We start from the raw sequence: 14,650 nt of genomic DNA, 5'->3' as shown, positions 1-14,650 counted from the left end.
GTGCGGTGATCCCGGAGCGTTCAACAGCTCGCCGATCTCATAACCTGGCCCCATGCTCACGGAAGTCGCGGCGACCCGCTATGTCACCCCATTGAGGGAGGGTGGATCGCTGCCAGGACTGGTCGAGGCCGATGATCTGACCTCGTACGTCATGAAGTTCACCGGCGCCGGACAGGGCCGCAAGACGCTCGTCGCGGAGGTGGTCTGCGGACAGCTCGCACGCCGGCTCGGATTCCGGGTGCCGGAGCTGGTCGCCCTCGCCCTCGACCCGGTGCTCGGGCTCGGCGAACCCGACCCGGAGGTGCAGGAGCTGCTCAAGGCGAGCGGCGGCACCAACCTCGGGATGCGGTTCCTGCCGCGCGCGCTCGGCTTCGACCCGCTCGCCTACGCGGTCGACCCGGCGGAGGCGGGCCGGGTCGTCTGGTTCGACGCGCTGATCAACAACGTCGACCGGTCCTGGCGCAACCCCAACATGCTGGTCCACGGCGGCGACCTGTGGCTCATCGACCACGGCGCGACCATGATCTGGCACCACAACTGGCGCACCGCGTCCGCCTGGGCGGCCAGGCCGTACGACGCGACGGACCACGCCCTCGCCCGGTTCGGCCCCGACGTCGCCGCTGCCGCCGCGGAGCTCGCGCCCCGCGTCACCGAGGAGCTGCTCGCCGAGGCCGCCGCCGACGTGCCCGAGGTGTGGCTGACCGACGAACCGGGGTTCGACAGCCCGGACGCGGTGCGCCGCGCGTACGTGGAGCTGCTCGCGGAGCGCGCCGCCACCGTGCACGAACGCATCGAGCTGCCCACGGACCCCCGCACCGGGACCGCCCCTACGACCGGCTGGATCACGCAGTGAGCGACCGCGACGTCTTCGAGTACGCCCTCCTTCGCGTCGTGCCCCGCGTCGAACGCGGCGAGCAGATCAACGCCGGGGTCGTCGTGTACTGCCGCGCCAAGTCTTTCGTCACCGCCCTCACCCACCTCGACGAGGCGCGGCTGCTCGCCCTCGACCCCGAGGCGGACGTGGCGGGCGTCCGCGCCCTCCTGCACGCCGTCGAACGGCACTGCCGGGGCGGCGAGAGCGCGGGCCAGGCCGCGGCCGACGACGCGGGCCGCCGCTACCGCTGGCTGATCGCGCCCCGCTCCACGGTGGTGCAGCCGGGGCCCGTGCACACCGGACTGACGGCGGATCCGGCAGCCGAGGCGGAGCGGCTGCTCGACCTTCTGGTGCGCTGAGAACCGCGCGGGAACAGGCCGAGTGATCAGGGGCACCCGGTGGGTACGTTGACACCGGGTGCCAGGGCTTCTAGCGTCACAGCCACAGGGTACTAAGCGGTCGCTCACCTGTTCCGGGTGGCGCGGCCGCCCTCTATGGCGAGGAGACCACAGAGCATGTCCACCACTGAGCAGCGCGTAGCGATCGTCACGGGAGCCGCGCGCGGCATCGGCGCCGCCACCGCGATCCGGCTGGCCGAGGAAGGCCGCGCCGTCGCCGTGATCGACCTCGACGAGGCGGCCTGCAAGGACACCGTCGAGAAGATCACCGCCGCCGGTGGCAAGGCGCTCGCCGTCGGCTGCGACGTCTCCGACGAGGCGGCGGTCGAGGCGGCCGTCGCGCGCATCGCCGCCGAGCTCGGCGCCCCCACGATCCTCGTGAACAACGCGGGCGTCCTGCGCGACAACCTCCTGTTCAAGATGAGCGCCAACGACTGGGACACGGTCATGAACGTGCACCTGCGCGGCGCGTTCCTGATGTCGAAGGCCGTCCAGTCGCACATGGTGGACGCCAAGTTCGGCCGCATCGTGAACCTCTCCTCGTCGTCGGCGCTCGGCAACCGCGGCCAGGTCAACTACGCCGCCGCCAAGGCCGGTCTGCAGGGCTTCACCAAGACCCTCGCCAAGGAGCTCGGCAAGTTCGGCGTCACCGCCAACTCGGTCGCCCCGGGCTTCATCGTCACCGAGATGACCAAGGCCACCGCCGACCGCGTCGGCATGGGCTTCGAGGAGTTCCAGGCCGCCGCCGCCACGCAGATCCCGGTGCAGCGCGTGGGCCGCCCCGAGGACATCGCCAACGCCATCGCCTTCTTCACCGGCGACGCCGCCGGCTTCGTCTCCGGCCAGGTCATGTACGTGGCCGGCGGACCGCTCAACTGAAACCGGGGCCCTGGACGTGACTGACATGACTTCTTCCGAACTCCCGCCCCTGTCCGGCAACGTCGCCCTCGTCACCGGCGCCAGCCGCGGCATCGGCTACGGCATCGCCGAGGCCCTGATCGCGCGCGGCGACCGCGTCTGCATCACAGGACGCGGCGAGGACGCGCTCAAGGAGGCCGTGCAGAACCTCGGCCCCGACCGGGCCGTCTACGTCGCCGGAAAGGCCCACGACGAGGCGCACCAGGCGACAGCCGTCGAGCGCACCATGGAGGCGTTCGGCCGCGTCGACTTCCTCGTCAACAACGCCGGTACGAACCCGGTCTTCGGCCCCATCGCCGAGCTCGACCTGAACGTGGCGCGCAAGGTCTTCGAGACCAACGTCGTCTCCGCGCTCGGTTTCGCGCAGCGGACGTGGAAGGCGTGGCAGAGCGAGAACGGCGGCGCGATCGTCAACATCGCGTCCGTCGCCGGTGTCTCGGCCTCGCCGTTCATCGGCGCGTACGGCATGAGCAAGGCCGCCATGGTCAACCTCACGCTCCAGCTCGCGCACGAGTTCGCGCCGAAGGTGCGGGTCAACTCGATCGCCCCGGCGGTCGTGAAGACCAAGTTCGCGCAGGCCCTGTACGAGGGCCGGGAGGCCGAGGCCGCGGCCGCCTACCCGCTCGGCCGGCTCGGCGTGCCCGAGGACATCGGCGGCGCCGCCGCGTTCCTCACCTCGCACCAGGCCGACTGGATCACCGGGCAGACGCTCGTCGTGGACGGCGGCATCTTCCTCAACGCGGGCGTCGCCTGACGCCGCCTCCCGGGTGAGACGGGAGTGACTTTGCGGGCGTCGGGTGACAACGCCTGACAAACGTTCTCAACGCATGAAGTGGCCTGTCGGATCAGGGAGTTGATCCGGCAGGCCACTGCGGTATGGTCTGCCGACTCTTGGCATGGCTGATCGAGGAGCGTGCGCGTGTTCAGACGTTTGCTTGCCCCACGGACATGGGCGGCGACCTCGTCCGTGGTTCTGCTCGCCGGGTGCGGACTGATCGACTCCGGCGGCTCCGAGGACGACGGCGGCCCGATCGTGGTGGGGACGACGAGCGCGCCGAGCACCCTCGACCCGGCCGGTTCCTGGGACGGCTCCTGGGAGCTGTTCCGCAACGTGTACCAGACCCTCGTCGCCTTCCCTCGGGCGCCGCGCAGCCGGAGCCCGACGCCGCCACCTGCTCCTTCAAGGACGGCGCCAACCGCGTCTACCACTGCGAACTCCGCGAGGACATGAAGTTCTCCGACGGGGACCCGCTCGACGCCGCCGCCGTGAAGCACTCGATCGACCGGATCCGCGCGATCGGCGTCAAGGGCGGGCCCAGCGGCCTGCTCGGCAGCCTCGACCGCGTCGAGACGGAGGGCGAGCGCGACGTAACGTTTCATCTGAAGAAGCCTGACGCGACGTTCCCGTTCGTCCTCGCCACCCCGGCGATGTCCATCGTCGACCCCGAGGAGTATCCGGCGAAGGCGCTGCGCACCGACGGCAAGGTCACCGGCTCCGGACCGTACGCGCTCCGCGCGTACACGGAGGACCAGAAGGCGGAGCTGGTTGAGAACACCCACTACAAGGGGTTCGCCGACCGCAAGAACGACGCCGTGACCATCCGCTACTTCGCCACGTCGGCGGAGATGGTCTCCGCCCTGAAGTCGCACCGGATCGACGCCACCTTCCGCGGTCTCGCGGCGGCGGACGTCGTGGACCTCCAGGACAAGAGCGGCCAGGAGGGCCTCCAGCTCGTCGAGGGCGCGGGCACCGAGATCAGCTACCTCGTGTTCAACCCCAAGGACCCGTGGGCGGGCAAACGGGCCGTGCGCCGGGCCGTCGCCCAGGTCGTCGACCGCGGGGCCATCGCGCACCAGGTCTACAAGGACACCGTCGAACCGCTGTACTCCATGGTCCCGCGCGGCCTGGCCGGCCACACCACCGACTTCTTCGACGACTTCGGCGACCCGAGCCCGGCCAAGGCGGCCGAGATCCTCTCCAAGGCGGGCATCAGCGCCCCGGTCCCGCTCACCCTCTGGTTCACCACCGACCGCTACGGGTCGGCGACGGAACCCGAGTTCGCCGAGCTGAAACGGCAGCTGGAGGCGTCGAAGCTGTTCACGGTGAAGCTGAAGAGCCGCCCGTGGAAGACGTACGAGCAGGGGTACCGCAAGGGCGAGTACCCGGTGTTCGGGCGCGGCTGGTTCCCGGACTTCCCGGACGCCGACAACTTCATCGCGCCCTTCGTGGGCGAGGAGAACGCGGTGAGCACGCCCTACGTGTCGCCCGAGATCACCGACAAGCTGCTGCCGCAGGCCCGCAGCGAGAGCGACCGCGGCGCCGTGGTGCGCCAGTTCGAGCGCGCCCAGCAGATCATGGCCGACGACTCCCGGCTCCTTCCCCTGTGGCAGGGCAAGCAGTACATCGCGGCCAGCGACGAGATCTCCGGCGGGGAACGCGCCCTCGACCCGTCGACGATCATGATGATGTGGGAGCTGCACCGCAAGACGAGCTGGTGACGAGCGGGTGTTTCCGGGGCCGGGGGCCGGTTGTCAGTGGGCGCCGGTAGGTTCGAGGGTGTTGTGAAAGGCCCTGCTTGGGCCCTGTAGGGCCTTGAAAGGCCCGTACCCCGGAGGTTGTTGACGTGACCGACACCGCGATGCTGCCCGAGTCCTGGCGCGGCGTCCTCGGCGAGGAACTGCAGAAGCCCTACTTCAAGGAGCTCACCGAGTTCGTCGAGGAGGAGCGCGCCAGGGGTCCCGTCTACCCGCCGCGCGAGGAGGTCTTCGCCGCGCTCGACGCGACGCCCTACGACAAGGTGAAGGTCCTCGTCCTCGGGCAGGACCCCTACCACGGCGAGGGCCAGGGCCACGGGCTGTGCTTCTCGGTGCGGCCCGGCGTGCGCACGCCCCCGTCCCTGCGCAACATCTACAAGGAGATGCAGGCCGAGCTGGGCACCCCGATCCCGGACAACGGCTATCTGATGCCGTGGGCCGAGCAGGGCGTCCTGCTGCTGAACGCGGTGCTCACCGTGCGGGCGAGCGAGGCCAACTCGCACAAGGGCAAGGGCTGGGAGAAGTTCACCGACGCGGTGATCCGCGCCGTCGCCGACCGGCCCGACCCGGCCGTCTTCGTCCTGTGGGGCAACTACGCGCAGAAGAAGCTCCCGCTCATCGACACCGAGCGGCACATCGTCGTCAAGGGGGCGCACCCCTCGCCGCTGTCGGCGCGGAAGTTCTTCGGCTCCCAGCCGTTCACGCAGATCAACGAGGCGGTGGCGGCGCAGGGCCACGAGCCGATCGACTGGCGCATCCCCGATCTGGGCTGAGCCGCGCCTGCCCCGGATCACCGGCGGCGGCCGTTAGCGTCGGTGGCCGGGACCGGCGCGCGGCCCGACCCGGACATGCCGGACATGGAGGAGCCAGTGGCACAGCAGCGTGAGCGGACGGCGGACGACGCCATGCCGACCCGGATCGGGCAGGCCGTCATGCTGGCGCACGCCGGTGACCGCGAGGAGGCCCGCGGCCGCTTCCTCGCCCTGTGGGCCGAGGTCGGCGAGGACGGCGACCCGCTGCACCGCTGCACGCTCGCCCACTACCTGGCCGACACCCAGGACGACCCGGCCGACGAGCTGGCCTGGGACCTGCGCGCGCTGACCGCCGCCGACGGGCTCACGCGGGAGCGGCTCGCGGCGCACGAGGGGTCCCTCGCGCTGCGGGCCCTCTACCCGTCGCTGCATCTGAATCTGGCGGCGGACTATGTGAAGCTCGGCCGTCCCGGCGCGGCCCGCGACCACCTCGCCCGCGCCCGGTCGGTCGTCGACGCGCTGGGCGACGACGGGTACGGGGACGGAGTGCGGGCCGCCCTCACTCAGCTGGAGCGGCGGGTGGCGGAGCTGCCCGGGGACTAGCGTCCGGCATCTCCTGTAGCTCAATTACCGTACGCGTCACGGCAGATGACGGCCTGCGGGCTGTCCGGCGCCCAGTGCCCGTACGCGCGGCCGAGGGCGCACACGTCGGTCCGGGCGGGCGGCTTCGGGGCGACGGGTCGCGCGGCGGGCGTGGTCCTCCGGGGCGGGGACTTCGGCGCCGGGGCCGGGTGGTGCGGGAGCCGCCGGGCGGGCGGGACCTGTGTGTGCGGAGTCCTGGCGTGCGGAGGCCCGGCGTGCGGAGTACCGGCGTACGGGGCCTCGGTGTGCTGAGTCCCGGTCCGCGGGGCGCTTTGGCGCGGGGCGGCCTCGGAGGGGTGCGGCGCGCGGCCCGTACGCTTCAGCGCCTCGCGCACGGGGGCCTGGACGAGCGGCCGCCCGGCGTGACCGTCGGGTCGGGGAGCCGGGCCGGTCACGGACGACGCGGGCCTGGCCGGTCCGTCCGTGCTCGGCACGCTCACGCATCCGGCCACCGTAACGCCGAGCACGACGACCGCCGCGAGCAGGAGCGCGGCTGAGCCGGGGATACGAGGATTCTGGGGCACGCGGGCCACTGTGGTGCACGAGGGTGCGGCGGGGGAGTGGTAGCGGAGCTGGTTGCCCTGTATGGGTGACGGGCTTGGTCCGGCGTTGTATGTGAACGACGGCGGGCGAGGGGGCGGTCCGGTGCCGTACGGGCGCCGGGTTGGCCCGGTGCAGTGCGTGTGGGGGCCCCAAGACCGCGCACCCGCGCACCGGGGCACCCACCGCCACGCACGCCCCCAGGGCCGGGGCACCCACCGCCACGGACGCCCCCGGGGCCTGGGCACCGGATCGCCCCTACCCGTACGACACCCCGCCGGTGAGGCGCCCCGTATGCTGCCGGGACCGCTGCGCGGGCGGCGGGGCGGGGCTACAGAGGGGTTCAGGCACCATGAAGGTCGGCTGCATCGGGCTTGGGGACATCGCGCAGAAGGCCTATCTGCCGGTGCTGACCGCGCAGGCCGGGATCGAGCTGCATCTGCAGACCCGGACGCCCGCGACCCTCGCGCGCGTCGGCGACCGGCACCACATCCCCGCGGCGCGGCGCCACGCCGACCTGGACGCGCTGCTCGCCCAGGGTCTTGACGCCGCCTTCGTGCACGCCCCGACCGCCGTGCACCCCGAGATCGTGACGCGGCTCCTGGAGGCGGGCGTCCCCACGTACGTCGACAAGCCGCTCGCCTACGAACTCGCCGACTCCGAACGCCTCGTGCGCCTCGCCGAGGAGCGGGGCGTCGGTATCGCGGTCGGGTTCAACCGGCGCCACGCGCCCGGCTACGCGCAGTGCGCCGAGCACCCGCGCGAGCTGATCCTGCTGCAGAAGAACCGGGTCGGCCTGCCCGAGGAGCCGCGCACGATGATCCTCGACGACTTCATCCACGTCGTCGACACGCTGCGCTTCCTCGTGCCCGGCACGGTCGACGACGTCACCGTGCGGGCCCGCGTCCAGGACGGTCTGCTGCACCACGTCGTGCTCCAGCTCGCGGGCGACGGGTTCACCGCGCTCGGCGTCATGAACCGGCTCAGCGGTTCGGCGGAGGAAATCCTCGAGATCAGCGGGCAGGACACCAAGCGGCAGGTGGTCAACCTCGCCGACGTCATCGACCACAAGGGCCAGCCCACCGTGCGCCGCCGGGGCGACTGGGTGCCGGTCGCACGCCAGCGCGGCATCGAGCAGGTCGTGCTCGCCTTCCTCGACGCCGTACGGGCGGGCAAGGCACTCAGCGCGCGCGACGCGCTCGCCACGCACGAACTGTGCGAGCGGATCGTGCGTGAGGTACAGCAGGGCGCCTGAGCAGCCGGAACGCCTCCGCCGCCGCCAGAACCGAGAGCGCCACGACCGCCGCGTGGACCGGCCAGTCGCCGAAGCGGACGTACAGCGTCTCGCCGTGCGCCGTCGGGGCCGTGTACACGCGGGCCGCGCTCGCCGAGGTCGACAGCCATGGGCCCGCGCGCTCGCCGTCCGGGCCGTACACCGCGGAGACCCCGGTCAAGGTGGCGTGCACCATCGGGCGGCCGGTCTCCGCGGCCCGTACCGCCGCGAGCGACGCGTGCTGCGGGGGCGCCCAGCTGCGCTGGAAGGTGGAGGTCGACGACTGTGCGAGCAGCAGCCGGGCCCCGTCCCGGGTCAGCTGCCGCGTCATGTCGGGGAACGCCGACTCGAAGCAGACCAGCGGCCCGACGCGCAGCTCCGCGTCGCCGTGGCGCACGTCCATGACGACCTGCCGGGTGCCGCGCCTGCGGTCCTCGCCCGCGGCCTTGCCGACCGAGGTCGCCCAGCCGAGCAGGGAGCGCGCGGGGATGTACTCGCCGAACGGGACGAGCCGCATCTTGTCGTAGCGGTCGCCCGTCGGGCCGTCGGGACCTATCAGCACCGAGCTCTTGTAGATGCCCTGGCTCGTGTCCCCTTTCGTTCCGGTGGCGGGGCGGCGCGCGTCCACGTTGACGAGGATGTCCGCGTCGACCGCGCGGGACAGGGCCGCGAGCCGGCGCGCCAGGTCGGGGCGTCCGGCGAGGTCGAAGCCGACGCTGCTCTCGCCCCACACCACCAAGTCGACGCCCTTCCCGGCGAGTTGACGGGTCAGCTCCTCCTCGCGGTCGAACCTGGGCCCGGGGCCTTCGATGACGCCCGGTTGCACGACGGCCACGCGGACCTCGCCGTCCGTCTGCGGGCGCGGGGCCCACGCCCAGGCCGCGCCCGTGACGGCGACGGCCGCGACGAGCCCGGCCACCGCGGGCGTCCGCGCCCCGCGCGCGACCACGAGCAGCAGAACCCCGGTGTTCACGGCCGCCACCAGCAGACTCACCAGCCACACGCCGCCCACCGACGCCAGCCGCAGCGCGGGCACCACCTGCCACTGGCTGGAGCCGAGCAGCCCCCACGGCCCGCCGAGCCCCTGCCAGGAGCGGACCAGCTCCACCATCAGCCAGCCCGAGGGCACGGCCACCAGCGCGGTCGCCGCCCGGCCGGGCGTCGGCGCCCCGTGCAGCAGCCGGCGCAGGAGCCAGCCCCAGGGCGCCCACAACACACCGAGCAGCGCGGCGATGACGACCGTGAAGACGTTCAGGCTCGGCACCAGCCAGTGGTGCACCGCCAGCATGAAGCCGAGGCCGCCGAGCCAGCCGTCGAGCGCCGCGCGGCGCGCCGTGCCCGCCGAACGCGCCAGCAGCATCCACGGCACGAGGGCCACGTACGCCAGCCACCACAGCGACGGCGCGGGGAACGCGAGGGCGGGCAGCGCGCCCGCGAGGACCGCCGCGGCGCCGCGCCACCAGGGTGACGGGGCCGGCCGCCGCGCCCATGGCCCTCGCCCTTGCTGCATAGGGGTCGTCCTCCCAGTTCGTACCGGTCGTACCGGGCCGGGACCGGCTCGTCCGGGACCGGCGTCGGCACCCGGCGTACCCGGCGGCGGCCGCGGCATGCGTTCAGTGTGCGGGAGGCCGGCGATCAAGGGCGTCAAGGGGAGGTCATGTGCCGGTGGCGGCGGGGCCGGGGGCGCGCCGCCACTTCTCGTGGACGGTCACCCGGTGCAGCCGCCAGCCGGGCGCGGTGCGGACGAGATCGAAGGCGTACCGGCCGCCGCACACGAAGTCCGGAGCCGTGTTCCCACCGCTCCCACCAGCCCTACCGCTCCCACCGCTCCCACCAGCCCTACCGCTCCCACCAGTCCTACCGGTCCCGCCCGCCCCGCCGTTCCCGTCGGGGAAGCGCATCGGGTTGATGTAGTCGGCCTGGACGTGCGCCGCGTCGCCGATCTCCCGGTCGACGGAGTCGAACCGGACGAGCCGGTTGACGATCAGGTGCTGGCGCATCGGGAACAGCTCCATCGTGGACGTCAGCCAGCGCGCGATCTCCTCCGCGCTGCCCTCCACGCCGCCCGCGGCGCGGTAGTCGGCGCGGCCGTCCGGCGCGAACAGGGCGCGGTACGCCGCCCAGTCGCCGTCGTCCACGGCCACCGCGTAGCCGGTCACCAGATCGTCGACGGCGAGCCGGTCCAGGACCGTCGCCAGTTCCACACGCTGCGTCATCGGCCAAGTGTCGAGCCCCCGGTGCGCGCAGCCAAGGGGCGTGCGCGAGCGGGGCGGAAATCCCCCGGACGGCCGGGCGGATCGCTGTTACGGTCCCTGCATGTCAGCCGAATCGTCAGCCGAATCGTCAGTCGAATCGAACACCCCGACGGACCGGGACCCCGGGCCCGTCACCGCCGACGACGTGGCGCACGCCGTCGACCTCGCCGTGACCGCGTTGCGCTCCGCGCTCGACGCCGACTGGGACGTGCCCGCCGGGTCGCTGGAGTGGACGTGCTGGGAGACCGGCGAGCACCTCGCCGACGACCTCTTCGCCTACGCGGCGAAGATCGGTTCGCTGCGGCCCTCGACCGACGACCGCGAGACGTTCGGCTGGACGCGGCGGCGCCCCGAGGGACCCGCGAACACCGTCACCGCCGACCGGGACGCCGGCCCCGCCGGGCTGCTCCAGGTCCTTGCGGACTGTGGCGGGCTGCTCGCCGCCGTCGCGCGCGCGACCCCGGCGACCGCCCGCGCGCACCACGTCTTCGGCGTCAGCGACCCCGAGGGCTTCGCCGCGATGGGCGTGGTCGAGACGCTGCTGCACGCGCACGACCTGGCGCGGGGCCTCGGGGTGGACTTCCCGCCGCCGCCCGCCGGCCTCTGCGCCCGCGCGCTGCACCGCCTCTTCCCTGACGCCCCCGAGGACGCCGAACCTTGGGCGGCCCTGCTGTGGCTGACCGGGCGCGGGGACCTGCCGGGCCGCGAACGGGTCGGGAAATGGCGCTGGTACGGTGCACCCCGCGCGACTTGATCACCGCCGGGAGGCCCCTTTGACCAGCACCGTTCCGTCCCGTCCGTACACGTTGATCACCGGCGGCAGCCGCGGTATCGGCGCCGCGACCGCGCTGCGCCTCGCCCGCGACGGACACGATGTCGCGCTCTCCTACGTCCATGACCAGGGCGCGGCGGAGCGGGTCGCCGAGGCCGTCGCCCTGATCGGCGGCCGCTGCGTCGTCCTGCGCGCGGACACCTCCCAGGAGGCGGACGTGGAGCGGATGTTCGACGAGGCGGCGGAGCGGCTCGGCCCGCTCACCGGCCTCGTGAACAACGCCGGGGTCACGTCGCCGATCGGCCCCCTCGCGGAGGCGAGCACGGAGAGCCTGCGCCGCGTGGTCGACGTCAATGTCCTCGGTGTCCTGCTCTGCTGCCGCCGCGCTGCCCGGGACATGACCGCCGCAGGCAACGGCGCCATCGTCAACGTCTCCTCCGGCGCGGCCACGCTCGGCAGCCCCGGCGAGTACGTGCACTACGCCGCGTCCAAGGCCGCCGTCGACACCCTCACGATCGGCCTGGCCAAGGAGCTGGGCCCGGTCGGCGTACGGGTCAACGCGGTCGCCCCGGGCGTCATCGACACCGAGATCCACGCCACGAGCGGCGCCCCCGACCGCGCCGCGCAGGCGGCCCCCGGCATCCCGCTGCGCCGCCCCGGCGCCGCGGAGGAGGTCGCGGCGGGCATCGCATGGCTCCTGTCGGCGGACGCGTCGTACACGACAGGCACGGTGTTGCGGGTGGCAGGCGGCCGGTAGGCGCTTCGCGCGGGGTCGCGGCGGTCGGGCCGAGGGGCGGTCGGGCCGAAGGCGGTTCAGGCGGAGGGGCGGTTCAGGCGGACTCGTCCATCTCCGCGTGGACCGCCGCGGCCCACTCCCGCACCAGCAGCTCGTACTCCGTGCGCTGTTCCGCGGAGAGGCGCCCGCCGGTGCGCAGCCACAGGCCGCGGATCTGCTCGTTCACCTCGTCGGCAGACCGCACGGGACAGGGCGGGACAGGCGGCATGTGCCAAGGTTACGTGCCAGACGACCGATTGTGAACCCTGAGCGAGCGTTCGCATGCGTCAAGTGATCACTTCGGCGCCGGAGTTGACGTTGAGTGCGCACGTCAGCCGAGCGAGGCGGTCCGCGTCCGGAGTGCCGGGTTCCGCCGTGTAGACCATGAGGCGGATCCCGTCGCCCGCGACCGTGAGAATGTCGCAGTCCAGCGTCAGCGGGCCCGCCTCGGGGTGGTCGACCGTCTTGCGCGCCGACTCGTGGCGCCCCACCGCCCCGGAGTCCCACAGCTCGGCGAACCGGTCGCTGCGCGCCCGCAGTTCGCGGATCAGGGCGCTCAGGCGCTCGTCCGACGGATAGCGGCCCGCCGTCGCGCGCACGTCGCCGACCAGCGCCGCCTCCATCGCCCGCCGCGCCCGCGCGCTCTGCCGTACACGGCCGGGCGGACCGAGGAACGTCCACCAGACCCCGTTGCGGCCATGGCCGTCCCACTCCGGCCGCTCGCCCATCAACTCCGTGTAGAGCGGGTTCGCGAGGAGCAGCGTCCACGCCGCGTCGAACACCGCGACCGGCGTACCGGTCAGCCGCCGCAGCATCCGGTGCACGCCCGGCGTCAGCGCGGCGGGCACCCGGTCGGGCCCCGGCTCCACCAGACCGGCCAGCCGGAACAGATGCGTCCGCTCGTCCGGCGACAGCCGCAGCGCCCGCGCGAGCGCCTCGACGACCTGGTCCGACGGATGGCTGGCGCGGCCCTGTTCCAGCCGGGTGACGTAGTCGGCCGAAATGCCCGCGAGGAGGGCGAGCTCCTCGCGCCGCAGCCCGGCCGCGCGCCGCTGCCCGACCGGCGTCAGCCCCACGGACTCGGGCGGCACCCGGTCCCGCCACCGCCGCACCGCGTCCCCGAAGGCCGCGTCGGGCCCCGTGGACGGCCGGCCGAATCCGGATCGCGCGCTCGTCATGCCCCCACTGTGCACCGCCCCGCCCGGATCTTCCTGGTACCCGCGGTCCCAGGAAGACCGGACGGCTGGCCCGGCGCGCCGCCGCGACGCAGCCTTGACCCATGACCACGACACTGATCACAGGAGCCAACAAGGGTCTCGGCCGCGAGACCGCCCGCCGCCTCGTCGCCGCGGGCCACACCGTCTACGTGGGCAGCCGCGACGCGGAGCGCGGCCGGCGCACCGCCGAGGAGCTGGGCGCGCGCCACGTCGTCATCGACGTCACGGACGACGCCTCCGTCGCCGCCGCGGCCCGCACGATCGAGGCCGACGGCGGTCTGGACGTCCTCGTCAACAACGCCGGCATCGAGGGCCGCACCGACGGCAACGGCATCGTCGCTCCTGCCGACGAGACCGTCGGCACCCTGCGCCCGCTCATCGAGACCAACCTCTACGGCACCCTGCGCGTCACCCACGCGTTCCTGCCGCTGCTGCTCCGCTCCACCGCCCCGGCACCCGTCGTCGTGAACGTCAGCAGCGGACTCGGCTCGATGGCCCTGGTCACCGACCCGACGGCGCCCGCGTACGGCTATCCGGGCATCGCCTACCCGGCCTCGAAGACGGCCGTGAACATGCTGACCGTGCAGTACGCGAAGGCGTTCCCGCGGCTGCGGATCAACTCGGTCGAACCGGGCTTCACCAAGACCGACCTCAACGGCAACACCGGCGTCCAGACCGTGGAGGAGGGCGCGGAGATCATCGTGCGGATGGCGCAGACGGGACCGGAAGGACCGACGGGCGGCTACTTCGACGCACACGGCCCCGTGGCCTGGTGAGCCGCGCCCCGGCCCGTCGGCGTCAGCCCGACGACTCCGCCGCGTGCGGTGACAGCACGCCCATGCTCACCAGTACGAACAGCGCGATGCCGAGCGCGATCCGGTAGTACACGAACGGCATGAAGCTCTTCGTGGAGATGTACTTCATGAGCCAGGAGATGACCGCGTAGCCCACGACGAAGGCGATGACCGTCGCGAAGATCGTCGGGCCCCACGAGACGTGGCCGCCCTCGGTCGCGTCCTTCAGCTCGAAGACGCCCGAGGCGAGCACCGCGGGGATGGCCAGGAGGAACGAGTACCGGGCCGCCGCCTCACGGGTGTACCCGAGGAAGAGGCCGCCGCTGATGGTCGCGCCGGACCGGGAGACGCCCGGGATCAGGGCCATCGCCTGGCAGACGCCGTAGATCAGGCCGTCCTTGACGGAGAGGTCCTTCAGCTCCTTGCGGCTGCGGATGGCGCGGTGCTTGCCGCCCGTCTCGTCGCGGGCCGCGAGCCGGTCGGCGATGCCGAGGACGACGCCCATCACGATCAGCGTCGTCGCGGTCAGCCGCAGGTCGCGGAAGGGGCCCTCGATCTGGTCCTTCAGCGTCACGCCGAGCACGCCGATCGGGATCGAGCCCACGATGACCAGCCAGCCCATCTGGGCGTCGTGGTCGCCGCGCATCGTCTTGTCGGTCAGCGACCGGAACCAGGCGGAGACGATCCGGGCGATGTCCTTCCGGAAGAAGATCACCACCGCCGTCTCCGTGCCGAGCTGGGTGATCGCCGTGAAGGCGGCGCCCGGGTCGTTCCAGCTCGCGAACGCGGCGGTCAGACGGAGGTGGGCGCTCGACGAGATCGGGAGGAACTCCGTCAGTCCCTGGACGAGGCCGAGAATGAACGATTCGAACCAAGACATGGGGAAGAGGCGATCCAAGGTGCGG

The 14,650-nt window shown here is 72.8% G+C and carries 16 protein-coding genes and 1 pseudogene; 11 read left to right on the top strand and 6 right to left on the bottom strand.

Annotated features, from left to right (window positions below; genetic code table 11):
- Positions 1 to 52 precede the first annotated feature (52 nt).
- From N5I75_RS31330 to N5I75_RS31300, 7 genes and pseudogenes are all read left to right on the top strand, one after another.
- A complete protein-coding gene (locus N5I75_RS31330; RefSeq protein ID WP_476683053.1) occupies positions 53 to 853 on the top strand; it encodes a HipA family kinase in 801 nt (266 codons plus the stop codon).
- Positions 850 to 1,233 (top strand): DUF3037 domain-containing protein, encoded by a 384-nt coding sequence (locus N5I75_RS31325; RefSeq protein WP_476683051.1) that lies wholly within the window; start codon positions 850 to 852, stop codon positions 1,231 to 1,233. The genes N5I75_RS31330 and N5I75_RS31325 overlap by 4 nt, the downstream gene beginning before the upstream one ends.
- 156 nt (positions 1,234 to 1,389) lie before the next feature.
- Positions 1,390 to 2,151, top strand: coding sequence for a 3-oxoacyl-ACP reductase FabG (fabG, locus tag N5I75_RS31320; RefSeq protein WP_476683049.1), 762 nt, complete (start codon positions 1,390 to 1,392; stop codon positions 2,149 to 2,151).
- Positions 2,152 to 2,176: 25 nt separating this feature from the next.
- Complete coding sequence (locus N5I75_RS31315) at positions 2,177 to 2,944, top strand: SDR family oxidoreductase (protein ID WP_476683047.1); 768 nt, start codon at positions 2,177 to 2,179, stop codon at positions 2,942 to 2,944.
- Positions 2,945 to 3,109: 165 nt separating this feature from the next.
- Positions 3,110 to 4,689: pseudogene (locus N5I75_RS31310) on the top strand (ABC transporter substrate-binding protein).
- Between the two features lie 125 nt (positions 4,690 to 4,814).
- Positions 4,815 to 5,498, top strand: coding sequence for a uracil-DNA glycosylase (locus N5I75_RS31305; RefSeq protein ID WP_476683045.1), 684 nt, complete (start codon positions 4,815 to 4,817; stop codon positions 5,496 to 5,498).
- Between the two features lie 75 nt (positions 5,499 to 5,573).
- Positions 5,574 to 6,080, top strand: a complete 507-nt coding sequence (locus N5I75_RS31300; RefSeq protein WP_476683151.1) for a hypothetical protein — start codon at positions 5,574 to 5,576, stop codon at positions 6,078 to 6,080.
- 20 nt (positions 6,081 to 6,100) lie between these two features.
- Here the strand turns inward: N5I75_RS31300 and N5I75_RS31295 are convergent, their stop codons facing one another.
- The gene (locus N5I75_RS31295) at positions 6,101 to 6,643 is read right to left on the bottom strand and encodes a hypothetical protein (protein ID WP_476683043.1); all 543 of its coding nucleotides are present in this window, start codon (positions 6,641 to 6,643) and stop codon (positions 6,101 to 6,103) included.
- A 368-nt stretch (positions 6,644 to 7,011) separates the two neighbouring features.
- On the opposite strand from N5I75_RS31295, the gene N5I75_RS31290 reads away from it, so the two are divergent.
- Positions 7,012 to 7,914 (top strand): Gfo/Idh/MocA family protein, encoded by a 903-nt coding sequence (locus tag N5I75_RS31290; RefSeq protein ID WP_476683041.1) that lies wholly within the window; start codon positions 7,012 to 7,014, stop codon positions 7,912 to 7,914.
- On the opposite strand, the gene lnt is transcribed toward N5I75_RS31290, so the two are convergent.
- Both lnt and N5I75_RS31280 read right to left on the bottom strand, forming a co-directional pair.
- Entirely contained in the window at positions 7,841 to 9,442 is a 1,602-nt protein-coding gene (lnt, locus tag N5I75_RS31285) for an apolipoprotein N-acyltransferase (protein WP_476683038.1), read from the bottom strand. The two genes, N5I75_RS31290 and lnt, sit on opposite strands and share 74 nt — an antisense overlap.
- A gap of 145 nt (positions 9,443 to 9,587) precedes the next feature.
- Positions 9,588 to 10,148: a nuclear transport factor 2 family protein gene (locus N5I75_RS31280; RefSeq protein ID WP_476683036.1), complete on the bottom strand. Its 561-nt coding sequence runs from the start codon at positions 10,146 to 10,148 to the stop codon at positions 9,588 to 9,590.
- A 100-nt stretch (positions 10,149 to 10,248) separates the two neighbouring features.
- On the opposite strand from N5I75_RS31280, the gene N5I75_RS31275 reads away from it, so the two are divergent.
- Positions 10,249 to 10,941, top strand: a complete 693-nt coding sequence (locus N5I75_RS31275) for a hypothetical protein (protein ID WP_476683034.1) — start codon at positions 10,249 to 10,251, stop codon at positions 10,939 to 10,941.
- 19 nt (positions 10,942 to 10,960) lie between these two features.
- Complete coding sequence (locus N5I75_RS31270) at positions 10,961 to 11,716, top strand: SDR family oxidoreductase (RefSeq protein WP_476683032.1); 756 nt, start codon at positions 10,961 to 10,963, stop codon at positions 11,714 to 11,716.
- A gap of 73 nt (positions 11,717 to 11,789) precedes the next feature.
- On the opposite strand, the gene N5I75_RS31265 is transcribed toward N5I75_RS31270, so the two are convergent.
- Together N5I75_RS31265 and N5I75_RS31260 are read right to left on the bottom strand one after the other, a co-directional pair.
- Positions 11,790 to 11,963, bottom strand: coding sequence for a hypothetical protein (locus N5I75_RS31265; protein WP_476683030.1), 174 nt, complete (start codon positions 11,961 to 11,963; stop codon positions 11,790 to 11,792).
- 58 nt (positions 11,964 to 12,021) lie between these two features.
- Positions 12,022 to 12,912 carry a helix-turn-helix transcriptional regulator gene (locus tag N5I75_RS31260; protein ID WP_476683028.1) on the bottom strand — a complete coding sequence of 297 codons (891 nt, stop codon included), beginning with the start codon at positions 12,910 to 12,912 and terminating at the stop codon, positions 12,022 to 12,024.
- Positions 12,913 to 13,013: 101 nt separating this feature from the next.
- Between N5I75_RS31260 and N5I75_RS31255 the strand changes: the two genes are divergently transcribed.
- A complete protein-coding gene (locus N5I75_RS31255; RefSeq protein ID WP_476683027.1) occupies positions 13,014 to 13,727 on the top strand; it encodes an SDR family NAD(P)-dependent oxidoreductase in 714 nt (237 codons plus the stop codon).
- Positions 13,728 to 13,749: 22 nt separating this feature from the next.
- On the opposite strand, the gene N5I75_RS31250 is transcribed toward N5I75_RS31255, so the two are convergent.
- Positions 13,750 to 14,625 (bottom strand): undecaprenyl-diphosphate phosphatase, encoded by an 876-nt coding sequence (locus N5I75_RS31250; protein WP_476683025.1) that lies wholly within the window; start codon positions 14,623 to 14,625, stop codon positions 13,750 to 13,752.
- Positions 14,626 to 14,650: the final 25 nt, after the last annotated feature.

The sequence above is a fragment of the Streptomyces sp. R818 genome, assembly GCF_056172735.1.
The sequence above is the reverse complement of the archived record's forward strand: the minus strand, read 5'-3'. Positions and strand labels throughout refer to the sequence as shown.